The following is a 25089-nucleotide window of genomic DNA, read 5'->3' as shown; positions in this document are numbered from 1 at the left end:
CAAGAACAGCTCCATAGTCTGTGATCTTAATCACACCCTAATCGAATAGCGGACAGGTCGAGTAACTGCACCTTACATACCGTAACGACAAGAGCCCCGGGAATTACTGATTGTGATTCCTGGGGCTTTTTGCTGGTCAGGGGTGGTCTGGCTCCCACCATCGTTGAATGAATACATGCGAGAATAGAACCTAGAAGGGTGAGGTCGACGGAGAGATAAAAACCAATCGACCCCCTGGAGCAATTAACTATGAGCGTTACCAACACGGTTAAGATTCCTCGTACGACGGTACCCACCGTACCCATTCACCAGGTCAAGAACCTGTCCACTCACGCCAAAGTCGTGTGGTCTGCATGGCAAATCGGCCTCCCTCTCACTGAAGAGGCATGGGAGGACTACCTATCCAGAATGCGCGTGCCTTACGTACCCCTGGAAGCTTGTAAGGCCGAGCTACGCCGTTCCGGCTGGATTGCGTAGAGGTACGGGGATGAGCCAGAGCATTGCAGAGATCAGCCCTGAGGCATTCACCGTGCTACACGTCATCAGAGCCCACTATGAAAACCATGAGTGCGTCTCTACGGGCGTACTGGCGTATGAGACAAGTCTTAGTGCGGACAGAGTCCGAGAGTGCCTGAGAGAGCTTGTGGAGTGGCCAGAGAGGGCCCTAGTCGCGTAGAGAAAGGATGAGATGGAAGAGCAGACAGAGGTAATCGAGCTAAGACGAGAGGCAAGGGTTAGCGCCAGAGCAAACATGCTTTGGCTGTACCTGAACTCCCAGGATGAGGAAGAGGGACTGAGGTTCACCCAGGATGAGCTTTGTGAAGCTCTCGGTTGGGGCATGGACCGCAAACACCTTAGAGAAGCAGTAACCGCGCTAGAAAACCAGGGAAGGCTTTTGGTGGACCGAAACCACAAGCCCTACCGCTACACACTTGACTGAACTAGGAGAGAACCTATGACCAACCCTATGAACCCATTCACGTTCGGAGCCCAAGAGCGTAGCCACAACTACTGGGCAGATCGGCTAGATCCGGTAAAGGAAGCTGAGCGTAAGGCTAAGCAGGAAGCGCTAGAGAATGAGCAGCGCAGAATGATTGCGGCTCACCAGGAGCAGCAGCGCGCACAGGCGATTATGACCCATGCCGGACCCGCTCTAGTCGACATGATCCGTAAGTACGACTCCCAGGGAAGACCGGCCGTAACGAATCAGGTAGAGCGTGATTTCACTGAGGCTCTTCCCGGCGCTACGCCTGATGAGTTCCGTACAGCTCTGGAACACCTCAAGGCTTCCGGCATCGTCCACGAACTCACCTCTTCAACCCAAGGCTTTATGGGTGAGAAGACCACACACCTTTACGTCCTGGAAGGCTAGCCATGAACCTCAGTCTTCCGGCTACCGCTCTCTTCACAGAGCTGCGAGATACCGGGGAGCGGTACGCGAGAGAAGCATTCGAGAGGGAGTTCCCAGGAGTCGACTACGACGCAGCGCTGAGTGAAGCTCTAGAGGAACTGAAGAATACGGGGCCGACCGAGACAGGGAAGTCTTTCACCTATGACAAGCCAACGGGGGTTCTCTTTACGCAGAAGAACGCGAGACCCATTCGGATTGACTAGACGAAACAAGAAAGTCCCGGTTCCCAATTATGGGATGCCGGGACTTTCTGACTGATGGCCTCAGTAACGGTTAACAAAGTACGGAGAGAAGGAAACCGTTTAGTGCATCGAATCTATAGAGCAATCTAGAGAATGAGCCAGGAATGAACGTACCAGTTAATTACCTAAGACAAGGATACCAGGAATGACAGACAACAAGGCCGTAGCGCTGAAGGCAGCTAGATACAACCTGGCCGAACACGAGATGATCCTTGATAAGGAGGGAGTCCAGTACGCGGCAGGTCACTTCACTGTCGTGCCGAGAGCCCTACTCAAAGCCCCTGAATTGAGCAGTGACGCCAAGGTGCTTTGGCAGATCATCAACGACTACGCCGGAACCAATCGAAAGGCTTTTCCATCCCACAAGACTCTAGCCGATGATTTGGGAAAGTCCGTACCCTCCATTAAGAGATACATTGAAGAACTGATTCGCAATGGATGGATGACTGCACAGAACCGCACTGGAACGTCGAACTTCTATTACTGCGCAATTCCCATGGTTCACTACAAGGCATTCGATCCCAAGACCACCGGATACATGCCGACAACCACCCTTGAGGCCAGCAGGAATCTTCCAGCACTTCCCCCTGGTCAAACTGGGGGTAGCTCACCAGCGAGCTAGGGGGTAGGTCACCAGTGAGCTAGGGGGTAGGTCACCAGTGAGCTACCGGGTAGGTCACCAGTGAGCTACTAACTAAATAGAAAGAACCAGATAGAAGTAACGATATAGACCTAACGAATACATTCCCCGGCATAGCCAGGGAATGAATGATTGCAGAGACAGTAATTCAGTAGACCAGAGGAAACCAAGGGATAGAGAGATTTGGGGCAAGCCCTGGTTAAGGCTAATACCCGCCTTCGGCGGATTGGGTTTCCCTGGTTACCCGATAAGGCATTCCCCGACTTCTCTATTGCTATTCCATTGAATATGGAATACCTCAGCCGGCTGGGGTACACTAATTCCTTTATTCAATAGGGGAATAAGGCTACTGAATGGCAATTTCAAAGGAATTCCAGCCGAGATACCTAGCTTTCTGGGTAGTTCACGGGGTATCTCGACTAGGTGGAGTTACTACTGTTGACCCCCTAAACGAAAGAGGCCGATACCTCCGAGTTGGAGATATCGGCTTTCTGCCTCTCTAGTTACTACTCTGGATAGTGCATGTTCATGTACCTATCCCGCTTAACAACCATGGTTCCTGCCTTGTACAGCCGCAGGATGAGAGCCTTCCTCCCTACCTGGTTCACCGCTTCCTCAATCGCCAGAATCTCAGCAGTCTTGCCGTTCCAGAGCCTCAGATGGTCACCCGCCTTCAACTTCCTCGCTGGCTTACGTTGTGGATTGTTGATGTTGTCTACCTCCCTTCTTTTGAGGTACTCCCATCATCTCACTCACCACTGACAAACAGACATCAGTCATTCCGCTTCCGGACACAGAAGAGCGCCCGACCCCGCCAAGGGAATCGAGCGCTTATCCGTGCCTGTCCTTTCAGGCTTCCGGCTGGACGTTCCACTTCTCCAGAGCAGCCTTATTGGTACTGGCGTCCTTGAACTCCAGAGTCCACGGTCCCGTGTTGACGTCGAACTCCTTGCCGAACCCGAGCCACTTCCCGACCATGCGCCTACCGGTCGGCTCGATGAGCATCTGAACGGCACCGTGATACCGCGCCCCGGCGTAGTACCCCTCAGTTGCCGTCTCCTCCACCCACGTTCCCGTGACCACGTTCCCGTCAAGGGTCAGATCCATGGTCAGAGGAGAGTTCGGATTCAGGGATGCATCAGGCAGAGAGCGAACCGTGAGCTTGTTGCCGTGCTGGAGAAGCACGACGTAGTGAAGCCCTGTGAACGTCTCGTCACGGCCACTGGAGAAGAACTCATACCGGCTGAGCCAGATACCCGAATAGTTCCCGTTCGGTGTCCTGGTGGCCGTCTGAGCTGTCGCGGTGGGTACGGGAGCCGTAGCGGTCGACGGCTCAAGGTCATGTCCGCCGTGGCCGTCGTCGGCAACGCGTGCCGTAGGCACAGGGACGGCGAACCCCAGGGAGTCGATAGGAAGCCGTGTGACGCGCTCCAGAGCCCTTGCGTAGACCGGTCGGGGTGCTCCCGTCGTTCCGGCCTCCCAGCGCTGTACGAGCCTCTTGGAGGCGTCGTTGGGCTCTCCTGCTGCTGCGCCTGCCTCACGGATGGCTCGGGCAAAGTCGTCCTGACTCATGAGCAGCCCCATACGGACGGCTCGGAGCTTGGAGTTCGGTACTGGCTTGGCTGCTGTCTGATGTGGTGTCTCGGCTGTGGTCTCTGGTGTCTTCATGCCGATCACGGTAGCCCTGTGACGTCGTCAATGACACCGGTTTGTCGCCCTGATGGACGCCTCTCTGACGCCCCATCAGTCGTCGCGGTCGTTGTAGTGGCTCGGTACCCCTGAGTCATGACCAGCACCAGCGCACCCATTGATGTACAGACGATGCATGAGACGGCCGCACGTCTGCTCTCCGAGGATGCTGAGCTTCCCTCCCTGGAAGAGCTGGAGACGACGACGCTCCTACTACGGGGAATGATCATGGTGGCCATCCCCGATGTGGAGACAGCAGCCGGAAAGCTTCCCGAGGATGCCATTCCCCGCGCATGCGCTCTGGCGTGCATCGGGGAGGCTCGTATGCGGCTGAGGCTGGAGCCGTCCAACGGCACCCTTCCGGCCGGTATCGCACACGCTCAGAGGCTCGCACGGTCCGTCAGAGCCCTTGCCGACCACCATGTGAATCTCGGGTGTGCGGAGTGACGCCAGCACTGCACGTCTGCCGGTACTGCGATGGACTGATCACAGACCCTGATGACGCGGTAGCCGTAGCTCACGAACTAGGTATGTCCGGCCCTGGTTGGACGGTATGGGCTCACCGTGAACACGCCCACCTGGTGGAACCTGATGAGGCTCCCATTCGCATTCTGGCGCGTGTCCTGGTGGCCAAGCTGACTTCCCCTGATGCCGAGTGGCGTAAGGAGTCATAGCGGCTACTGCCCAACCCCTATCGGGCGCTAGGCACTCGAAAGACCGGACCACCCCCAATTGTTATTCAACCGTTAAAGGTAGGGGGGTCGAATTCATAAACAATTCAGCAAAAGAAATGGCCCCGCCTAATAGGCAGGGCCTTTTTTATTTCCATTCTAGGACTTGGCGAATGCCAATGCCTTCCACCTGTATTCTTCGGGAACGTTATGGCTAATCACTAGCCTTGTCATCTTTCCTTTCTTTCCTGGGCGGGAAAGGGCAAGCTCATTCGCCATGACCTGAATATCCCCCAGGTCCATTACCATTCCCTTCTCCCCCTCATCCGTTCCCTTATTCCAAGCCCAGATCTTTACGTCATAGGTGCGGAGGAATTCTCTACGGTCTTCCTGGTCTTTGGCTTCCCAGACTTCCCCGTACTTCTTACCCGTGGATTTCAGTTCAGGGTTAGCCCTTTCCTCTTCCTGCTTAGCCAGGAGAGCAACCTTTCCGGACAGGCTCTTATGCATACGGCGGTAGGACTCTTCCTGTCCCGCACCGTCGTACTCCCCTGCCAGGAAGTCAGCTTCCAGCTTTTCCAAGCGTGCCCTAGCTGACTCCAGCTCCCTTGCCTGAGAGGGTCCGGTACCGGCTCGCTCGTACATGTCCCACTTGCCTACGCTTCCCCGAATCTCCTGGTCAACCCACGTGTCGAGCACATCCGCACGAACGTAGAGGCCACTCGTACAAGCCCCTCCCTTGAACTTGTTGGAGCAGCGGTAATACCTGTGTCCGGGAACTTTCGTACCGTCTTTCTTGGTGTGCCCGGAATTCAGAAGAGAAGTTACCGGCGCTCCACATCCTCCACACCGGGCAATACCAGCAAGCAGGCTCTTTGTGCTCGTACGGCTTTCCATTCCATCAGGCTTGGGAGCGGGTTTGATCCGGTCTACCAAGTCCGTCCATTCATCCATGGACGCTAGGGGTTTCTCGGGAAGGATGATGGGCTCTCCGTCATCGTCCAATACAGCCTCCCCCTTGTACGTGTAGATACCGGGAACCCAAGAGGAGCGGATGAATTTATTGATGATGGTCGATTGCCACTGAGTTCCCTTGGTTTCCTCCCCCTTCAACTTCCTGAGATGGTCTCCCCACGTGAGTACGCCACGGCCGTTGAAGTCTCGGGCAATCCTGTGTGTGGACTGTCCCTCACGGACACGACGGAAGATCTCTTCTACGTAGATATGGAAGTCCTGGTCAATCTCCAGAACCTTCCTCTTACCTCCCTCTACGGCTTTGATGCGGTAGCCGGTGGGAGGTGCTCCCGTAAGCCATGAACGGTTCTCCAGACGGCTCTGTACGCCGTTCAGGATGCGTGCCTGGATCGTGTCCCACTCAGCCTCAGCAAAGACGGCAGTCATACGAGCCATCATCTTGCCCTGAGGAGTGGAGAGGTCGAACCCCTCTTCTACACAGACGATGTACTTCCCGTTTTCCTGCGCCCATTCAAGTAGTTCATTGAAGTGCATCGAGCGACGGGTAAGCCTGTCCATCTTGGCCGCAATGATCACGTCGAACTCATCAGCCTTGGACGTGAGCCAGCGTCCGAGCCGGGGGCGCTTGAAGGGGCTCATGGAGCCTGAGACGTCCGTGTCCTCTGCCTCCCCCGCCAGGACGCCGGACAGGAGCGGAGAGCTGACGTGGTGTCGGATCACACCGCGCTGCCACTCGATGGACGTAGAGCCGTCCGAGTCGGCAGACAGGCGCAGGCACGAGAGGTAGCGGAGACCAGGAGTCATGAGGGGAGCGTAGCGCTCTCTGTGTGCCTAGGTAACCGGCTTGACCTTGCCGGTAGGCACGTCTGTTCCTCGTCCTCGTACTCGTCGGAAAACTGCTTCTGAAACGGCTCTTGATAGCACTGGGGCGGGTCGTCGGGACCCGCCGGTACCAAGGCTAATGGTCTTCAGGCCGGTGACAAGACGTCGCCCGGTTGTTCCTTCGGGCAGGGAACTACCCTGGTCCGGTGCGTGACAAAACCCAAACGAATTCCGCCGCGCCCGGTGACCGACTGATCCGTGCCGGAGCCATCGTCTTCTTCATCGGTACGGTGGCCACACTCGTCACCGTGGCCCCGCTGTTCCTCGGAACGACGCCCTTTCCGACGTACATGTTCGGACTGAGCATGCTGATGGGCGTCGGCTTCCTGCTCGCCGGCGCGGGCGTGCTCCAGTCGATCGCGGCGGGGCGGCGTCAGGCGCGGGCCGGTCGGTAGCCGGCGAGCCAGTCCGGGAACCGGGTGAGGTCGGCGAGGACCACGTCCGCGCCGGCCGCGGTCAACTCCGCCGCGCTGCACGGGCCGGTGGCCACGGCGACCGAGAGTGCCCCGGCGGTCCGGGCACCCCGCACGTCCCCGAGATGGTCGCCGACGTAGACGCTCGCGCCGTGCTCGCGCAGCGCCTGCGCCTTCTGCTCGGCCCACAGGTCGCCGATCACCGCGTCGGGGCCGAGGCCGAGGTGCTCCACGTGCAGCTTGGCGCTGGGCTCGTACTTCGCGGTCACGACGATCGCCCGCCCACCCGCCGCCCGCACGGCGGCGATCGCCTCACGGGCGCCGTCCATGGCGGGCGACGCGGCGATCGCGATGGCCGGGTACAGCGACCGGTAGAGGTCGGCCATGGCCGGGATCTCGTCCGCCGGGAACCAGTGGGCCAGCTCCTCCGCCAGCGGGGGCCCGAGCCGGGTGATCGTGAGGTCGGCGTCGATGTACGTCCCGGTTCGCTCGGACAGCTCCAGGTAGCAGGCGCGGATGCCGGGGCGGGAGTCTATGAGGGTCATGTCGAGGTCGAAGCCGACGGTCGGTGCGGAGATGGGTGCAGTGGCCATATGGGCCATTGTGCCCAGCCGGTACGACAGTCCTACCTCTGCCTCTGGGATCGCCAGACGAGGAACAGGGCCGACGCGACGGCCGCGCCCCGGATCACCCACGGCCAGGTGTCGGCGATCGCGTCGCTCATGTGCCCCTTGACGATGGGGTCGCCCCAGCGGCCCTCGGTGCGGCCCCACAGCCACACGATCCCGGCGGTGAGCGCCAGGCCGGGCAGGAACATCACCGCCCACTTGGTCTCCGCCTCGGTCAGCCGCCGCGAGGCGTAGGCGATGAGCCAGCCGAGGAGAAGGACGACGAGGTTGCCGAGGACCGCGCCCACGACCAGGAGACCCGCGGCGACCAGCAGGAGGGGGTTGGTCCACTTGCCCCTGGGGAGGGAGAGCAGCCGGCGGCGCGTGGCCGGGGCCTCTTCGGCCTCGACCCCGGCTTCGGCCTCGGCTTCCGGCGCCTTCTCGACGACCGGCTTCGGCTCCTCCTTGGGCGGCGGGGGCTTGAGCAGCTCCGGGATCTCCACACCGCCGACGAACCCCGCCGGGAGGCTCTCCCCGACCCCGAACGGGGTGCTGTCCGTGCGCCACCAGTCGGGCTGGAGGCCGCTGTTCCCGATCTCGGCCTCGCTCGCGAGGTGGGGCGGCGCGGGTGCCTCGTCCACCGTCTCGGCGGGACGCGGCTTGGGGACGGGGACGATACGGCGCAGCCCCTTGGGGCGGGGGATGCCGGTGTCCCGGTCCCGCTGCGCGGGTACGGCGGTGGGGGCCGGGGTGGCCCGGGCCTGCGGTACGGCGCCGGCCGCGCCTCCCCCGGAGGGGTTGCTCCCGGCCGCGGTGACGACGTCGTCGGGGCTGCCGAGGCGGGCGATGATCCGGCGCACGGCCGCGGGACTGTCCACGGGGACCTTCGCCCGGCGCCGGTCGATCTCGTTGCGCAGCTCCGAGACCAGGCGCATCCGGGTGCCGGACGGCAACTGCCGCTGCTGGGCCACGTCACCGACACGGCTCAGATACTCGTAGACGACCTGGTCGCTCTCGATACCCACGAAGTCCCTCCGGGGGGCGGCGCGTTGAATCCCCGGGGATGACCGTATCGCGCGTGATGCGGCCGACGTAGCCACGCGCGGTCGTGCCGCCGACCGGCTCCCGACCCACAGACCCGCACCTCACCGTCGCACCCACCCGCTAACGTGGGTCGGATGAGCACCTCGGCCACACCGCCCCGCTCCCTCGCAGAGGCTCTCCGCGTCCGGGACGACGCCTCACTGGGCGCGCTCCTGCGTGCCCGCCCCGATCTCATCACCCCCGTCCCCACCGACCTCACCCAGCTCGCCACGAGGGCCGGCACCCGTGCCTCGGTCGTGCGCGCTCTGGAGCGCCTGGACCGGTTCGCGTTGCAGACCGCGGAGGCGCTGGCCGTGGCGGGGGAACCGGCGTCGTACGCGGAGTTGCTGGGGCTGCTGGCGGGGGACGCCGGGGAGCCCGCCGTCGTCGGGGCGCTGCCGCGTGCCCTCGGAACGCTGCGGGAGCAGGCGCTGGTGTGGGGCGAGGACGAGCGGCTGCGGCTGGTGCGGACCGCGCGGGAGCTGCTGGCGCCCTCGCCGCAGCATCCGTCGCCGACGGGGCTCGGGCCGACGGTGCGGGAGGCCACGGCGGGGATGTCGCCGGGCCGGATCCAGGAGATCGTGACCGCGGCCGGGCTGCCGTCGACGCACGACTCGGTGACCGCCGTCGCCGCGCTGACCGGGCTGTTCACCGACCGCGAGCGGATGGCGGCGCTGCTCGCCGGCCTCCCGGAGGAGTCCCTGGAGGTACTGCGGCGGCTGGTGTGGGGGCCGCCGTACGGGCAGGTCACGGCGGACCCCGCGGTCCGGCTGCGGCGGCTCCTCGACGTCGGGCTGCTGCTGCCGACGGCACCCGGGACGGTCGTGCTGCCGCGGGAGGTGGCCCTGCATCTGCGCGGCGGGGTCGCGCACCGGATCACCGAACCGCTGCCGCCGGCCGTCGAGCCGGTCGCCACACACCGTCCACAGGTTGTGGACACGACGGCGGCCGGACAGGCGTACACCGCGCTGGCGACGGTGGAGGAACTGCTGAAGGACTGGGACGAGGGCGGCCCGGTGGTGCTGCGGGCCGGCGGTCTGAGCGTCCGCGACCTCAAGCGCACCGCCGTCGCGCTGGACGTGTCCGAGCCGGTCGCCGCGTTCTGGGTCGAGCTCGCCTACGCGGCCGGTCTGCTCGCCTCCGACGGGGAGGCCGACGAGCGGTACGCGGCGACCCCGGCCTACGACGAGTGGCTGGAGCGGCCCTCGGCCGAACGCTGGGTGCGGCTCGTGGAGGCCTGGCTGACGGCGACCCGGACGGCCGGCCTGGTCGGCGGCCGGGACACCAAGGACCGCACCCTGTCCGCGCTGGGCCCGGGCCTGGACCGCAGCGCCGCCCCGGAGGTACGGCACCGGGTGCTGACCCTGCTGGCCGGTCTCCCGGAGGGTGCCTCGCCGTCCGCGGAGTCCGTGCAGGCGCGGCTGCGCTGGGAACGGCCGCTGCGAGGCCCCCAGCGGGACGACGACCTGCGGTCACGGCTCACCGAGTGGACGCTGAGCGAGGCGGAAGTGCTGGGCGTCACGGGACGCGGAGCGCTGTCGGCCCAGGGACGGGCCCTGTGGGGGGCGGCACCGGCGAGGACTCCTCGCAAGGAGCCGTCGGGCCCCGGCGACAAGCTGCCCGTCCACCACCACACCGCACCCCCGGTGGAGCCCCTCTCCCCGCCCGAGCAGGCCGTGGCCTCCGCCGCGGCCGCCCGTCTCCTGGCCCCGCTCCTGCCCGAACCCCTGGACCATGTCCTGCTCCAGGCCGACCTCACAGCCGTGGCCCCGGGCCCGCTGCAGCGGCCGCTGGCGGACGTGCTCGACGTGCTGGCGGACGTGGAGTCGAAGGGCGGGGCGACGGTGTACCGGTTCACGCCGGGCTCGGTACGCCGGGCGCTGGACGCCGGGCAGGCCGCCTCCGATCTGCACGCGTTCCTCACCGCGCACTCCCGCACCCCGGTCCCGCAGCCGCTGGCGTATCTGATCGACGACGTGGCCCGCAGACACGGCCACCTGCGCGTCGGCGCGGCCTCCGCCTATGTCCGCTGCGACGACGACGCCCTGCTGAACGAGATCCTCGCCGACAAGCGCGCCGCCGGCCTGGGCCTGCGCCGGCTGGCCCCCACGGTCCTGGCGGCCCAGGCCGATCCGGCCGTGCTCCTGGAGGGGCTGCGCCAGATGGGCTTCGCGCCGGCCGCCGAGTCCGTCGAGGGCGACGTCCTGATCGCCCGCGCCCACGCCCACCGCACCCCGCCGCGCACGGCCCCGGAGCCGGTCCCGGACGGCCCGCCGGTGCCGGACACCACACTCCTGTCGGCGGCGATCCGCGCGATCCGCGCGGGCGACCTGGCCTCCACGACCCCGCGCAAGGAGGGCCCCGACCACGGCGCCGCCGGCGAACTCCCCCGCACCAGCTCCGCCGAGACCCTCGCCACCATGCAGGCCGCCGTCCTCACCAACGAGGCCCTGTGGATCGGCTACGTCAACGCGGAGGGCTCCGCCAGTCAGCGGGTGATCGCTCCGATCCGGGTGGAGGGAGGGTTCGTGACGGCGTACGACCACACGGCGGACGAGGTACGGACGTATCCGTTGCATCGGATCACGGGGGTGGCGGAGTTGGCGGAGGACTAGGGCGCGCGTGGTCTGCGGATCAACGAGAGCGTCAGCGCTGGGGGCCGCCGCGCTTGCGCTCCAGCATGTGGTGGTGGGTGGCCCTCATCTGCTTCCAGTCCTTACGCATCTCCGAGTGCAGCCGGGCATCGGTCTTGGCCAACATCCACTGGTTCTCCCGCATGAGCTTGCGGTAGCTCTCCAGCCGCCGCTCCGGCAGCGCCCCCCGCTCGATCGCTTCCAGAACGGCGCATCCCGGCTCCGAGAGATGCGCGCAGTCGAGGAAACGGCATTCCCCGGCCAGCGATTCGATGTCCGAGAAGGTCTGCGCGAGCCCGGACTCCGCGTCCCAGATACCGACACCCCGTAGTCCTGGAGTGTCGATGAGCACCCCACCCCAGGGCAGCCGCAGCAGATCACGGGTCGTCGTGGTGTGCCGGCCCTTGCCGTCCTGGTCACGAGTGGCCTGGACGTCCTGGACGCTCTCGCCGAGCAGCGCGTTGGCGAGGGTGGACTTGCCCGCGCCGGACTGGCCGAGCAGCACGGAGGTGCTGTCCGCGAGGATCGCGGACAGCACCTCGATCCCGTCACCCGTCTCGGAGCTGACGGCCAGCACCTGGACACCGGGTGCCGCGGCCTCCGCCTCGGAGAGCAGATAGGACAGCACGGCCGGGTTGTCCACCAGGTCCGCTTTGGTGAGCACCACCAGCGGCTCGGCGCCGCTCTCCCACGCCAGGGACAGAAAGCGCTCGATACGCCCCAGGTCGAGTTCGGCGGCGAGCGAGACGGCGATGACCGCGTGGTTCACGTTGGCGGCGAGGATCTGCGCCTCGGAGCGCTTCGAGGAAGAGGACCGTACGATCGCCGTTCGGCGGGGCAGCAAGGACCGCACCACGCCGTCCGCGGCGTCGGTCGCACCGTTCTCGAGATCGATCACGGCCCAGTCGCCCGTGCACGGCACCCGCATCGGGTCACCGGTCGCCACCAGTGCCGTGTCCGCCGACACCGTACGGACGTCGTCCCCGTCGGGCACCACTGCGTCCACGCGCCCGCGATGCACACGGACGATCCGGCCGGGCAGGAGATCCTGCCCGGCATGCGTGGCGAAACTGTCCGCGAACTCCTCGTCCCAGCCGTAGGCGGTCAGGGGGTGTGCGGAGGAAATGTCGAGACTGAACAACGGGAGGCCCTTCAGGAAGGAGAGGTCCCGGCCATGCGCGCCAACGGCACGAAAAAAGGGAGGAGTTGCGTTAGCCGGAGACCACGGAGGTGGAATTGACGATCTTCTGGATGCGGGCAGCACTCATCGCAATGAGAGTCATCGATACACACCTCCCTCAACAGCCAACGCTGACAGTCCGACAAGGACATCTCGAACATGCTGAGCCTAGCCCAGCCCCGAAGGGCCGCGCCAGCCCACTATTTACGGTGCTCGGCCGCCGCTTCCGGTGCCGGCTTCTGCGGGGGCACCTCCCCGGTGACAAAGCCCATGGTGCGTACCTCACGCAGCGTCAGCAGCCCGAGGCTGCTGCCTCCCACGAGGACGGCGGCGAAGACCAGCACTGCGGCGTTGCCGGTCGTGGCGGCGACCGGGGCTGCCAGGGCGAGGCCGAGCGGACGCGCGGCGAAGGAGAGCAGCGCGTCGTAGGAGTCGGCCCGGGCCAGGGTGTGCGGCTCGAACCGCTGCTGCATCACGGTCTGCCACACGGTGTTGAGCACGCCCAGCCCGAGCATCGCCACGAAGTACGCGGCCGCGTTCACCGCCGTCGGCGCGGGCACCGCGAACGTCAGCAGCGGCAGGGCGAAGACGGCACCGCCGAGCGAGGTCGCGACGAGCGGGCGCGGGATGGGAAGCCGCGGGGCCAGATAGGCACCGAGCAGCAGGCCGACCATGCCGCACTGGTAGGTGATCACCCAGGAGACGTCACCGCCCAGTTCGCGGAGCGCGATGAGCGGCCCGAGCGTCATCAGGACGCCCGCGGTCAGGTTGGAGATGCCGTGGCCGATCAGGTTGGTCCAGAACCAGCGGTGCGAGCGGACCACCTGCCACCCCTCGGCCAGGTCCTTCATGAAAGTGCTGTTGCCCGCCGGACGCTCGTGTCGCGTCACCTTCAGACCGCCCAGTGTGGCGGCGGCCATGATGAACAGCGCCGCGGTGAGCACGAACGACCAGCCGACGCCGATGGTGATCACCATGACGCCGACGATGCCGGGCCCGGCGACAAGGGCGATGCCGCGTGCCGTACCGAGGTGGCTGTTGGCGCGGAGCCGGGCCTCCGGGGGCACCACCGCGGTCACCAGCGGCGACACCGTGGGCGTGCCGATGGCGACGGCGGCGCCGGTGATCGCGGACAGGACGGAGAGATGGAGGATGTTGACGGTGCCGAGCAACAGCTCCACACCAATGATCAGTTGGATAAGGCCACGTACCAAGTCGGCGGCGAATGCCACGCGTTGAGGCGGGAGCCGGTCGGCGAGCACCCCGCCTACCGGCAACAACACCAGCTGCGGGATCAGTTCACAGGCCAGCACCAGACCGAGGTCGGTGGCCGAGCCGGTGGCATGGATGACCGCCAGGGTCAAGGCGGTGGGTACCAGACAGGTGGCCAGCACGGACAGCGTCCGGCCGGCCAGCAATCGCCGGAAACCCACGATGGGGGTTGACGGGGCAGCAGGGGCTCGCATGGGGTCAGAGTCCGCCATTCATAGGGGCGTGGGGGGGCATTCGAGGGTGGTGGCGGGTCAGCGCTGTGACTCCGTGGTCCGCAGCGTCCGCGTCAGTTCGGCGAGCAACTCGGCCGGAGCATCGAGGAAGGCGTGGTGGCCGCCCTCCAGGAGGGTGTCGGTGTATTTTCCGGCGTCCGTGTACGCGCTCCATTCCTTCATCTGATCGGGGCGGATCTCCTGGTCCTCGCGCCAGCCGATCACCCGGATCTCGCAGGGCAGCGGCACCGGTGCCGCCAGGTGGTACTTCTGGTTGGCGGTCACATCGGCGCGCAGGACCCGTAGGCTCATCTGGATCATGTCCGGGGTGGGAGTGCCGCCCATTGACCTGGTCAGTTCGGCCAGCTCCACAGCCAGTTCGGTATTGGTCATCTCCAGAAAGCGCCCGAAGGGGCCTATATGCGGGGCGACTTGGGAGGAGACGAACAGCGTACGGGGGGTGGGCAGTCCGGAGTTCGCAAGGTGCAGCGCGGTGGCGAAGCCGGGCAGAGCACCGCCGCAGTGGCCGAAGAAGGCGAAGGGCCGGTCGAAGTGCGGCAGCAGCGCCTCGACCGTCTGCTCGGCGAGCTCTTCGTAGGTGCCGTAGTGGGGCTCGCGGATGCGGTTCTCGCGGCCCGGTGGCTGAATGCGGCAGATCTCGATGTCGCCGACGCGGTCGGGCCACTTGTTGTACATCGATGCGCCGAGGCCGGAGTACGGGAAGCAGAAGAGCCTCGCCGTGCTGTCCTGCTTCGGGGGCCGCAGCAGCATCTTGTTCGGGCGACGGGTCGAGGGCATGGGCCACCCCACTTTCTCGGTGAGTGAGTCGAAGACCGTGGCGGCCTCAGGCCGGTACGGGGCCGTCCACGGTGACGGCTTCGTCGAGAACCTGGGCGGCGGCTTCGTGCAGCCGCGCGGTGAGTGGCATGCTCTTGAAGCCCGCCACGAAGTTGGAGGTCAGGTGCTCGACGGGACCGGCGGGGGTGAAGGTGTCGACGGTGGCGACGATCTCTTCGAACAGCAGCCGCAGCGCTATCCGGGCCAAGGGGGCCCCGATGCAGTAGTGGGGCCCGAACCCGAAGGCCACATGGCGGTTGGGGGAACGGCTCACATCGAAGCGGAACGGGTCGGCGAAGACCTCTTCGTCGCGGTTGGCCGAGCCCAGCCAGGCCACGACCGCGTCTCCGGCCTTCAGCTCCTGGTCGCGCAGGGTGATGTCCTGGGTGACGTAGCGCATGAAGTGGTTGGCGGGGGAGGCCCAGCGCAGCCCCTCCTCGACGGCGCCGGAGATCAGGGACGGATCGGCCAGCAGCCGCCGATACTCCTGCGGGTGCTCGATCAGCGCCAGCACGGTGCCCGCGATCGCGTGCGGTGTGGTGACGTTGGCGCCCAGGAGAAGGCTGTAGCAGTTGTAGACGATCTCGTCATGCCGCAGCTTTCTGCCGTCGACCTTCAGCTCCGTCAGGAAGCCGATCAGATCGTCGTCGGCGAATCCGTGCCTGACACGCCGCTTGACCTGGCCGGAGAAGTACGCGAAGAGTTCGTGGTGTGCGGCGGAAAGGGTGCCCTCGCCTTCTGACTGACGGTACTCGGGGTCGTCGGGGGCGACGGCCATCGTCGTCAGACGGGTGAGCCGGGGCCAGTCGGCCTCGGGCAGCCCCATCAGGGTGCCGGTGAACGCCATCGGGAAGCCCGCGCCGACCGCGGCGACGTCCCAGATGCCGCCGTCCAGCAGCGGGGCGAGCAGCCGGTGCACCACCCTGCGGATCTGCGGCTGGCGGGACTTGAGGGCGCGGTGGGAGAGCACCTTGTTCATCGGCTCGCGCATGGCGGTGTGCATGGGCGGATCACTCGCCGCCATCATCTTGCCGCCGGCCGGGTCCGTACCGCCCAGGATGGACAGCAGGGTGCCGCGGTGTGAGGTGAACCGTGTGTGGTCGCGCAGGACGTCATTGACGTCGTGGTACTTGGTCACCGACCAGAATGAGCGGCCGTCGGCGAGGGTCTGACGGTGCACGGGGGACCGCTCGCGCATGAGCGACCAGATGGCGTGGGGGTCACCACCGGCGTAGAGCGCGGGGTCGAACAGGTCCACCGTGTTCAGGTCGATGTCGGTGCTGCCGGGGTTCGGGATGGATATCTTCATCGGTTTCGCCGTCTCCTGTTCAGGCCGGTCGCCCGGCCCGGGGGCCGTCGCTCTCGCCCTGGGCCAGCAATCCGGTGATGTACGCCGACAGTTCGTCGATCGTCGGGTTCTCGTAGAAGGCCACCGGCGGCACGTTCACGTCGTACTCGGCGCTGATCTCACCGGTGATACGGACGGCCATCAGGGAGTGGCCACCGAGCTCGAAGAAGTCGTCGTCGATGCCGACCGGGGAGAACTCCATGAAATCGGCCCAGAGTTCGGCGAGCCACGCCGCCACCTCGGTGTCGGGGGCCCGGTAGTCGGCACTCAGCTCGGGGCGTTCGGGCTTCGGCGTCGCGGCCAGCCGCGCCCGGTCCACCTTGCCGTTGGAGTTGAGCGGCAGGGCGTCGATCCGGAGGAAGACGGCGGGAAGCATGAAGGCGGGCAGGCTCTGCGCCAGGTGCCGGCGCAACTCGGCGGTGGGGACGGCCTCTTCGCTGACGTAGCAGGCCGTCAGGTGGCGGTCCACGCCCGGCTCCCCCTGCGCGACGACCGCGACATCGGCGATCTCGGGGTGGGCGCGCAGGACGGTCTCGACCTCGCCGGGCTCTATCCGGAAGCCACGGATCTTGACCTGGTCGTCGGCCCTGCCGTGGAATTCGAGCGCGCCGTCGGGGCGGCGGCGGGCCAGGTCGCCGGTGCGGTACATCCGCTCGCCCGGCGTGTCCGAGTACGGGTTCGGTACGAACCGGTCCGCGGTCAGTGCGGGGTTGTTGAGGTATCCATGGGCCAGGCCGAGGCCCGCCGCGTACAGCTCCCCGATCTCACCGTCCATGATTCGTTCGAGGCTCTCGTCGAGGAGGTGGACGCTGGTGCCGTGGATGGGCCGCCCGATGGGGACCGGACCGTCCGCCACGGCGCCGTCGAAGGTGTGACAGGTGGTGAACGTGGTGTTCTCCGTGGGCCCGTAGCCGTTGACCAGGGTGGTGTTCGGCAGCTCACGCAGCGCGCGGTCGATATGTGCGGCGGAGAGCACATCACCGCCGGCGATCAGGTAACGCAGCTCGCGGAGGTCCTGGGTGCCGGACTCGATCACGGCGTGGAACAGCCCCGCGGTCAGCCAGGCGACGGTGACCTTGTTCTTCGCGATGATCGCGGTGAGGTCGGCGGGGGTGAGCTCGCCGGGGGGAGCCACGACCAGACGGCAGCCATTGAGCAGCGCGCCCCAGATCTCGAGGGTGGAGGCGTCGAAGGCCACGGGTGCGAAGTGCAGGAAGACATCGTCGGGCCGTATCGGCAGGAAGTCGGCGTCGATCACCAGGCGTACAACCGCCTGATGGGGCACGCGCACACCCTTGGGTTTTCCTGTCGATCCCGAGGTGTACGCGATGTACGCGGTGTTCTTCGGCGCCGAAGGTACGGTGGGCGGTGTCGCGGGAAAGGACGCGAAGGGTGCGGGGGAAGCGTCGAGAAGGATTGTGGCGGCCGTCCGGCCGAGCCGCTCGGCGAAGTCGGCCGTGGTGATGACGACCTTGGCGCCGGAGTCCTCCAGAAGAGTGGCGTGGCGCTCCCGGGGCTGTCTGGGGTCCAGCGCGACGTAGCCGCCACCGGATTTGAGAACGGCGAGCAGGGCGACTATCAGTCCTGCCGAGCGGTCCAGGCAGATTCCCACGCTGTCCTCGATGCCGATCCCCAGGCCGTGCAGCTGGTTGGCCAATTGGTTGGAGCGGGTGTCCAGTTCGGCGAAGGTCAGGTCCTCGTCGTGTGCGCTGAGCGCCACGCCGTCCGGGTTGAGAGCGGCCTGCCTCGCTAAGAGGGAGTGCACCGACGCTGCGGTCACAGTGCCAACCGACCCGTCCCATGCGGTTCTCGTCGACATTCTCCATCCGTTCTGTGAGTTCATCCGTGCCGGCGGTCAGCCGGCCGAGGGCAGCCCATCGGGCACGGCGGTCCAGACCGCTGACGCCTTGCCGAGAAGCTGTCGTGACGCGTCGAAGACGGCGGTGTCGACGGAGGAGGTTCTGGCGTTCTTACGCCGCAGCGTGCCGACCACGACATAGGTATGACCCGGGGTCGGTGGCCGGGTGATCAGCGCGGTCATCCTGCTGAGCACCATGGGCTCGTGGACCGGATCGCCTGTCCACCCGCCGGGACAGTCCAGCACGCTCCAGACGATCTCATCGCGGACACGGCCGTTGGCATCCGCCTGGTCGTCCGCGGGAGTCCACAGACAGGCGACGGTCCCCGGCCGCCCTTCCACCGGACCGGGGGTCAGCGCGAGTCCGTCGGCGGCCGGGCGCGCATGGCCGCAGACGAAGCACGTCGGGAAGGGATGCCCGGTGAACCCCCGGAAGCCGCGAGCGGCCTGCTCGGCCTCGGCGGGGGAGAGGGGATCGGTTCCAGTCGGCTCACCGGCCACCTCAGTAACCGTGGCAATGAGTTCTCCGGCCATGCGGATCTGGGACCTGCGCTCTCCTCGGTGGAAGTCGAGAGGAGTGTCCATCGGCGGTGGGGACAGGAGCGTCACGGCTGCGGCAGCACGCTCGCCGGGCGTGATCAGACCGGCAAAGAGGCCACACGCATAACCGCCCTGTGCAGAATGCGGCGGCCCGTTGAATTGAGACTCGATGATGGGGATACCCAGATCCGACACGACGCGCACAATCCCCCTCAGCTGTGTACCGCGCCAAAGAACGGCAGGATTTACGGGCTTTCGCACTGCACCGGATGATGCTCTCGACCCCTTGATCGGATTTGAAGAATAGCCCAACCGTTCCGCGCAGGGCAATGGACTTTTCTCGACTCTCGCTAGGGCGAGGACGCGTGCCCGCCCGAATCCTGCGCGCCCCCTCGAAAACGGCTCGAGGCTGCCTTGGGAATTCCTATGACGTCCGCCGCAAGAGTCGGCGACAGATGTCTGGAACCAGGCTTTCGTGGCTCAGTTCATGCCTGATCAAGGGTGCTTATAACGAGAAAAGGAGGGGCTGTTCGGTGAACCTCAAACGGTCTGGCGCGAACAGGACAGGCCGTGCTTTAATTCCGACGACAGTGGCGAGGGATTTCGATCATCAGTGCCTATCGCCCGCAATCTCCATCGGGAATCCATCGAGAATCCATCGGTATTCTACCGCCCCCTTGTAAAGCTATTTCCTTCCGATTTTGGCTGCACTGTTTCCCCTTGGCGGGATGCCGGCCGCGCCCGCGCAGTATTACGTCGGTCAGCAAGGACAGTTAAGGAGTGCTCGTGTACGCAGCACCATCCAAGGGTTCGTCCGTGTCCTCGTCCGCATACCGATCGACCGCCGCTCTGTTCCGCGATGTGGCCGCGCACAACGGAGCGCGCGCGGCCGTACGTCATGGCGACACCGAACTGAGCTACACAGAACTGGCGTCGGCGGCCGGCGGACTCGCCCGCTGGCTGCGCGAGGCGGGCATCGGGCGCGGGGATGTGGTGGCCACCGTGGTGGACCGCTCGGTGTGGTCCGTGGTGTCCGTCCTGGGCGCGTGGTCGGTCGGCGCGGCCCATGTCCACCTGGAGTCCTCGGACCCCGAGACCCGCATCGCGGCACTGCTGACCGCGACCGGGGCGCGAGCGGTGCTGACCGATGCGCGCAACCGGCCGCGACTGCCCGAACAGACTCCACCCGTACGGCTGTTGGACGCCTCGTCGGCGACCGCACCGTACGAGCCCTGTGAAGAAACCGATCCGCAGGACACGGCGTATCTCGTCTTCACCTCCGGCTCCACGGGCGTTCCCAAGGCCGTGGACGTCCCGCACCGGGCCGTACTCAACTACCACTTCGGGTTCTGGCGATACCTGGATCCGATCACGACCGTGGACAGCTTCGGCATCGCCACCACCTTCGCCGCCGACCTCGGTCTCATCTCCGTGTTCGGCGCCCTGTTCAGTGGCGCCCGGCTGGACATCTACGACCGAGACACCACGCTCGACCCCGTGGCCCTTGCGGCGGAGCTCAAGAAGCACCCGGTGGAGGCGCTGACGTACACACCCTCCTTGCTCGAGGCGCTAGCAGCACAGCATGACATCGGTGCGCTGTTACCCGGCCGGATGGTCGTCGTCGCGGGCGAGGCGTTCCCCCCACGACTGGCCGCCGCCATCCTCGAAGCCCGCCCCGGCCTGCATGCCGTCAACATGTACGGTCCCTCCGAGGCGACCGTCGCGATGATGCTCCACCGTGTGACGGAGCCGGACATCCGGCGCGCACGCATCCCGGTCGGAAAGGCCATCGACGGGGTCGACCTGCGGTTGCTCGGCGACGACGGCCGACCGGTACCCGACGGCACCCCGGGTGTCCTCCACATCGGCGGCGTCTGCCTCGCCCACGGCTACTTCGGCGACCAGGCCCTCACCGGGCGAAAGTTCACCCACGACGACGCCGGCGAACGCTTCTACCGCACCGACGACCTCATGATCCGCGACAGCGACGGCGTCTACGAGTACCTGGGGCGGGCTGACCGGCAGCTCAAGGTCCGCGGCAACCGCGTGGAGCCTGGCGAGATCGAGTCGGCGCTGCTCTCCGTGGCCGGAATCGAGCAGGCTGTGGTCGTCGGGGAGAGCCCGGCGCCCGACTTGCCGACCGAACTCGTCGCCTACGTGGTCGCGTCCCCGCCCCTCACGCCGGAGGAGATCTCCCGGCAGCTGCGCACCGTCCTGGCCCAGGCGCTGGTCCCGAGCCGCATCGTCGTCGTCGCGGCCATCCCCGTCACGGCGAACGGCAAAGCGGACCTGACCGCGCTGCGCACCCTGGCCCAGGACGGTGCCGTGCCCAGCGGCCCGACGGCCCCTGCGCCGCGCACCGACACCGAGCGGTTCGTGGCCGATCTGTGGTGCTCGGTGCTCGGACGGTCCGAAGTCGGCCGCGACGAGCGGTTCATGGAGATCGGCGGGGACTCCTTCAAGGCCCTGCGGGTCTTCGCCGGCCTGCGCCGCCATTCTCCCGGCCTGACCATCGGACAGCTCTTCGAGTACCCGACGGTCGCCGCGCTGGCCGCCGCCCTCGACGGCGAAGATCCCGCGCACACCGACCGGTCTGCGGCAACCGTCGAACTGTGAGGGACGTCATGGACACGGCGAATGACAGCACCGCGGTGGCCGTGGTGGGCCTGGCCTTCGACTTCCCCCAGTGCGACGACTGGGACTCGCTGACCGAGATCCTGCGCACCGGGCGCGACTGCATGGGGCCGATGCCCACCGCCCGCGCCGAAGCCACCGGCACCACCCGCTCCGACGACGACCAGGAGGGCGGCTGGATCGAGGACATCACGAGCTTCGACCACCGGTACTTCGGTCTCTCCCGCGCCGAGGCGGAGTTGATCGACCCCCGCCAGCGCAAGATGCTCCAACTCGCGGTACGGGCGATCGGCAACGCCGGTTACGCACCTTCGGAACTGAGCGGCCGTGATGTCTGTGTCTACACCGCCGGGTACGGCGGGATCGAACCGACCCTGCACGATCTGCTGCCCGAGGCCGACCGGCGCGAGGGCGCGGCCATCACCGGCAGCATCCGCGCTTTCGCGGCCGGACGGATCGCCTACCACCTGGATCTGCGCGGCACCGCACTGGTCGTCGACACAGCCTGCTCGTCGTTCCTGGTCGCGCTCCACGAGGCGCGCTGGAAACTGGCGCGCGGCGAAGGCGAAGCAGCCCTGGTCGGCGGCTACGAACTCATTCTGGGCCGCCCCCCGCGTCGCCCGGACGGCACCGACGGTCTGGGGGTGCTCTCCGCCACCGGCCGCTGCCGCCCGTTCGACGAGAAGTCGGACGGCGCGACCTTCGGTGAGGGCGGCGGGTTCGTCCTGGTCAAACGGCTCGCCGACGCGTTGCGCGACGGGGACACCGTGCACGCGGTGATCCGGGGCAGCGCCGTCAACCAGGACGCCGGGCGCAGCAACGGACTGACGGCGCCCAGCCCCGCGGGCCAGAGCCAGGTGGTCGCAGCCGCCTTGCGGGACGCGGCCGTGGACCCGGCCACCCTCGGTTATGTCGAGGCCCATGGCACCGGCACCCGCATCGGCGATCCGATCGAGGTCCAGGGGCTGACCGACGCGCTGTCCGCCTTCCCGGCCGGTCGCTCTCCCGTCACGGCGTGTCCCCTGTCCTCGGTGAAGGGCAACTTCGGCCATCTGGACAGCATGGCGGGCTTCGCGGGTCTGGTCCGGGTCATCGCCCAGTTCCGGGCCGGTGAGATCTTCCCCACCGCCCACTACAGCGCTCCCAACCCCTTGCTCGACATGGATCGAGGCACACTGCGCATCGCCGACCGGTGCGAGCCGTGGCATGCCGGCGACACCCCTCGGCGCGCCGCGCTGAGCAGCTTCGGGCTCAGCAGCACCAACGCCCACATGATCCTTGAGGAGCACCGCGCCTCCGGGCAACCACAGCCGCAGCCGCTCCGGGGCACAGGCTGTTCGGCAGAACCGGCCGAGTACGTCGTCGTGATCTCCGCGCGCGACGAAGAGGGCCTGCGCCAGTACGCCACGCGGCTGCGGGACACCGTCACCGCCGCCCCCGACAGCTTCCCGCTCGCCGCCGCGGCCGATGTCCTGGCCCTGGGCCGCGTACACCCGGAGTTCTTCTTCCACCGGCAGGCGTGGAAAGTGCGCGACACGGCCGGGCTCCTCGACGGTCTGAACGCGTTCCTGTCCGCCACGCCCACGGTCCGCCGTGCGGCCCCCGCTCGCGGCTCCCTCGTCCTGCTCCTCGGCTCGTCCACGGACGCGGATCCGGCGCCGGAGGCCGCGCACCTGCTGGAACTGGCCGGTTCGTATCCCGGCTTCGCCCGTGTGCTGGAGGCGGCCCGGCGGCATCTCCCCGTCGAGTTCTGGACCCCTGTGCAGCGGCAGTTGCTCCGGATCGCCGGCCTGCAGGCACTCCTCGCCGATCTCGGCGTCACTCCGGATCTCGTCCTGGCGCACGGTGTGGGCGCGGTCGCGGCGCGGTACACGCGCGGCGCGGTGGATCTGCCGACCGCCCTGGAGCAGGCGGATGCCGAGGCGCGGGCCGCGGCACCCGACGCGGACCGACTGCGGGCGGCGCTCGCCGGGTTCGCCGACGGGACTGTCCTTCTCGACCTGGCGCCCGGCAGCGCGCTGGCGGCCCTGCGACATGAGTGGCGCGACCCTCGTTTCACGACCGTCACCGCTCTTTCGCCCGCCGACCTGCTCGTCGCATGCCACCGCCACGGCTTCCCCCTGGACTGGCGTACGGCTCTGGGGTCCCGGCCCCGGCGGCGCGTGGAGCTCCCCCTCGCCCCGTTCGCCGAGGAGTGCTGCTGGCCGAGCACCGTTCTCACCGTGCCCGCGACGCAGACGGCGCCAGGTGCGGCACCCACAGGCGAGGCGCGGACCGCCGGCACCGACGCACCGACCCCGGAGGCAGCGGTGCTCGAGGCAGCCAGGGACGTACTCAAAGAGCCCGGGCTCGGCCTTGACGACGACTTCTTCGAGCAGGGCGGGAACTCCCTCAACGGCGTCCAGTTGGTCACCAGGCTGAACCAGCTCCTGGGCACCGAACTCGACGTACTGGAGCTCTTCGACTTCGGATCCCTCCGCGACCTCGCGGCATCGCTCGAAACCGCGAGGTCCCAGGCGCCTGCCCCAACCCCAGCGGTGGCAACGGCCGAGGCGGAGGAAGCGGCCGGCCCGGTCGAAGGCCCCCTCTCCGGACAGCAGAGCGCGATCTGGGCCGCCGTCCAACTCGCCCCCGAATCCGCCGCGTACAACGTGCCGGGCGCCTTCCTCCTGGACGGCCCGGTGGACTCCGGCTGGCTCATCCGGCGTCTCGAAACGGTCGTCCACCGCCACCCGATGCTCCGGGTCGGCCTGCGCGACGGCCAGGACGGCCCCGTCCAGGTGGTCGCCCCGCCCGAAGAGGCCCGGGTCACCCTGGAGAACCTCGACGTCGACCTCCGGCCGCACACCGTGACCGAGGGCCGCGCGCCCCTGCTCGCCCGGCTCAAGGACCTGGTCAGCCGGCCATTGGACCTGTACTCCTCAACTCCGGCCCGTTATCAGCTCGTTCGCGCCCGCTTCGCCGACGGCGACCAGTTCGTCCTCGTCCTCACCTTCCACCATCTCTTCTTCGACGGCTGGTCCTGGCGCGTCCTGATGGACGACCTGAGCCAGGCCGACGCTCGTCCGGCACCCCGGAAGACATATCTGGACTTCGTCCGCGACCAGCGGGAGATGCTGGACGGGGCACGCGGACGGCGGCTGGTCGAGTTCTGGACCGAACGGCTCGACGGGGTGCCGACCGTGGCACTGCCCGCCGACGTCCCGGACGCCGACTTCTCCGAACCGCCCAGCCGCGGCGCGGACCTGCCCCTGATCATCGAGGCCGAACTGGCGGCTGCGCTGCGGGAGATCGCCCGCCGAGAGCGCGGCACTCTCAACATGGTGCTGCTCGCCGGGTGGATGGCGCTGCTGTGGAAGCTCGGGGGCCACCGTGATCTGGCCGTCGCCGGGCCGGTTCCCGGCCGTGTTCCGGGCCATGACGAGGTGATCGGCTGCTACGCCAACACCATCGTGGTCAGGGCCGCCCTGGTGCCCGGTGAACCCTTCGCCGTGCTGCTCGCGGCCGTCCGCGACGCCCAGTTGTCGGCGCTGTCGCACGGCGACCTGCCCGCGGACCGGATCATCCGCATCGCCCGGCCGCACACGGCCGAACCCGCGGCCACGACCAACTTCGGCTTCCAGAACGAGGTCGCGCCGATCACCGGTCTCGGCCCCGGCGGTCCCGGTGTCGAGCTGCTCGACGTCGACTCCGAAGCACCCACGTTCACGCTCAGCGTCTCGGTCCTGGAGTACGGCGACGCCTTGTGGGCGCGGCTGAAGTACGCCACGGACCTGTTCCGTCAGGACACGGCCGCCTCCTGGCTGGAGGAGTACCGCACGCTCCTGCTGCGACTGGCCGACCTCGGCCCCGGCGCCACCCTGTTCGACCTGTTCGACTCGCCGCCCGCAGGCGTCGACTCGCCGGCGATGCCGGACTTCACGTTCTGAGCACCCGCAGGCCCGCGAAGAGGAGAAACCCG

The 25089-nt window shown here is 66.8% G+C and carries 18 protein-coding genes; 8 read left to right on the top strand and 10 right to left on the bottom strand.

The genetic code is table 11. The annotated features are described in order from the left end of the window. The first annotated feature begins 688 nt into the window (after positions 1 to 688). The 3 genes from ACWD3I_RS03980 to ACWD3I_RS03970 all read left to right on the top strand — a co-directional run bounded on the left by ACWD3I_RS03980 (position 689) and on the right by ACWD3I_RS03970 (position 2275). Complete coding sequence (locus ACWD3I_RS03980; RefSeq protein ID WP_365396981.1) at positions 689 to 940, top strand: hypothetical protein; 252 nt, start codon at positions 689 to 691, stop codon at positions 938 to 940. Between the two features lie 15 nt (positions 941 to 955). After that, positions 956 to 1372 (top strand): hypothetical protein, encoded by a 417-nt coding sequence (locus ACWD3I_RS03975; RefSeq protein WP_365396984.1) that lies wholly within the window; start codon positions 956 to 958, stop codon positions 1370 to 1372. 426 nt (positions 1373 to 1798) lie between these two features. Beyond that, on the top strand, positions 1799 to 2275 hold the full coding sequence (locus ACWD3I_RS03970; RefSeq protein WP_365396987.1) for a helix-turn-helix domain-containing protein: 477 nt from the start codon (positions 1799 to 1801) through the stop codon (positions 2273 to 2275). An 867-nt stretch (positions 2276 to 3142) separates the two neighbouring features. On the opposite strand, the gene ACWD3I_RS03965 is transcribed toward ACWD3I_RS03970, so the two are convergent. Next, the gene (locus ACWD3I_RS03965) at positions 3143 to 3961 is read right to left on the bottom strand and encodes a helix-turn-helix domain-containing protein (RefSeq protein WP_365396990.1); all 819 of its coding nucleotides are present in this window, start codon (positions 3959 to 3961) and stop codon (positions 3143 to 3145) included. A 117-nt stretch (positions 3962 to 4078) separates the two neighbouring features. Here ACWD3I_RS03965 and ACWD3I_RS03960 point away from each other — a divergent pair, with 117 nt between their 5' ends. After that, positions 4079 to 4429 (top strand): DUF6415 family natural product biosynthesis protein, encoded by a 351-nt coding sequence (locus ACWD3I_RS03960; RefSeq protein WP_365396992.1) that lies wholly within the window; start codon positions 4079 to 4081, stop codon positions 4427 to 4429. Positions 4430 to 4812: 383 nt separating this feature from the next. Here the strand turns inward: ACWD3I_RS03960 and ACWD3I_RS03955 are convergent, their stop codons facing one another. Then, positions 4813 to 6432: a recombinase family protein gene (locus tag ACWD3I_RS03955; protein ID WP_365396995.1), complete on the bottom strand. Its 1620-nt coding sequence runs from the start codon at positions 6430 to 6432 to the stop codon at positions 4813 to 4815. A 224-nt stretch (positions 6433 to 6656) separates the two neighbouring features. Here ACWD3I_RS03955 and ACWD3I_RS03950 point away from each other — a divergent pair, with 224 nt between their 5' ends. After that, a complete protein-coding gene (locus ACWD3I_RS03950) occupies positions 6657 to 6905 on the top strand; it encodes a hypothetical protein (protein WP_365396997.1) in 249 nt (82 codons plus the stop codon). Here ACWD3I_RS03950 and ACWD3I_RS03945 read toward each other — a convergent pair. After that, on the bottom strand, positions 6884 to 7525 hold the full coding sequence (locus ACWD3I_RS03945; RefSeq protein ID WP_365397000.1) for an HAD family hydrolase: 642 nt from the start codon (positions 7523 to 7525) through the stop codon (positions 6884 to 6886). The genes ACWD3I_RS03950 and ACWD3I_RS03945 overlap by 22 nt on opposite strands. 23 nt (positions 7526 to 7548) lie before the next feature. Further along, a complete protein-coding gene (locus ACWD3I_RS03940; protein ID WP_365397003.1) occupies positions 7549 to 8556 on the bottom strand; it encodes a hypothetical protein in 1008 nt (335 codons plus the stop codon). Between the two features lie 153 nt (positions 8557 to 8709). Between ACWD3I_RS03940 and ACWD3I_RS03935 the strand changes: the two genes are divergently transcribed. Next, complete coding sequence (locus tag ACWD3I_RS03935; protein WP_365397006.1) at positions 8710 to 11229, top strand: helicase C-terminal domain-containing protein; 2520 nt, start codon at positions 8710 to 8712, stop codon at positions 11227 to 11229. Positions 11230 to 11260: 31 nt separating this feature from the next. Here ACWD3I_RS03935 and rsgA read toward each other — a convergent pair whose 3' ends face one another. From rsgA to ACWD3I_RS03905, 6 genes are all read right to left on the bottom strand, one after another. Further along, a complete protein-coding gene (gene rsgA / locus ACWD3I_RS03930) occupies positions 11261 to 12388 on the bottom strand; it encodes a ribosome small subunit-dependent GTPase A (RefSeq protein ID WP_365397009.1) in 1128 nt (375 codons plus the stop codon). 239 nt (positions 12389 to 12627) lie between these two features. Continuing rightward, positions 12628 to 13893, bottom strand: coding sequence for an MFS transporter (locus tag ACWD3I_RS03925; RefSeq protein WP_365397012.1), 1266 nt, complete (start codon positions 13891 to 13893; stop codon positions 12628 to 12630). Positions 13894 to 13950: 57 nt separating this feature from the next. After that, positions 13951 to 14709 (bottom strand): thioesterase II family protein, encoded by a 759-nt coding sequence (locus ACWD3I_RS03920; protein WP_171144105.1) that lies wholly within the window; start codon positions 14707 to 14709, stop codon positions 13951 to 13953. Positions 14710 to 14755: 46 nt separating this feature from the next. Next, positions 14756 to 16057, bottom strand: coding sequence for a cytochrome P450 (locus ACWD3I_RS03915; RefSeq protein ID WP_365397016.1), 1302 nt, complete (start codon positions 16055 to 16057; stop codon positions 14756 to 14758). A 19-nt stretch (positions 16058 to 16076) separates the two neighbouring features. Then, the gene (locus tag ACWD3I_RS03910) at positions 16077 to 17861 is read right to left on the bottom strand and encodes a non-ribosomal peptide synthetase (RefSeq protein ID WP_365397019.1); all 1785 of its coding nucleotides are present in this window, start codon (positions 17859 to 17861) and stop codon (positions 16077 to 16079) included. 90 nt (positions 17862 to 17951) lie between these two features. Then, positions 17952 to 18539 carry a hypothetical protein gene (locus ACWD3I_RS03905; RefSeq protein WP_365397022.1) on the bottom strand — a complete coding sequence of 196 codons (588 nt, stop codon included), beginning with the start codon at positions 18537 to 18539 and terminating at the stop codon, positions 17952 to 17954. A 741-nt stretch (positions 18540 to 19280) separates the two neighbouring features. Here ACWD3I_RS03905 and ACWD3I_RS03900 point away from each other — a divergent pair. Beyond that, positions 19281 to 21110 (top strand): non-ribosomal peptide synthetase, encoded by a 1830-nt coding sequence (locus ACWD3I_RS03900; protein WP_365397025.1) that lies wholly within the window; start codon positions 19281 to 19283, stop codon positions 21108 to 21110. Positions 21111 to 21118: 8 nt separating this feature from the next. After that, positions 21119 to 25057: a condensation domain-containing protein gene (locus tag ACWD3I_RS03895; protein ID WP_365397028.1), complete on the top strand. Its 3939-nt coding sequence runs from the start codon at positions 21119 to 21121 to the stop codon at positions 25055 to 25057. The last annotated feature ends 32 nt before the right edge of the window (positions 25058 to 25089 follow it).

It is taken from the genome of Streptomyces sp. NPDC002817, assembly GCF_053592055.1.
Note: the sequence above shows the minus strand (reverse complement) of the source record. Positions and strands in the feature narration are given on the sequence as shown.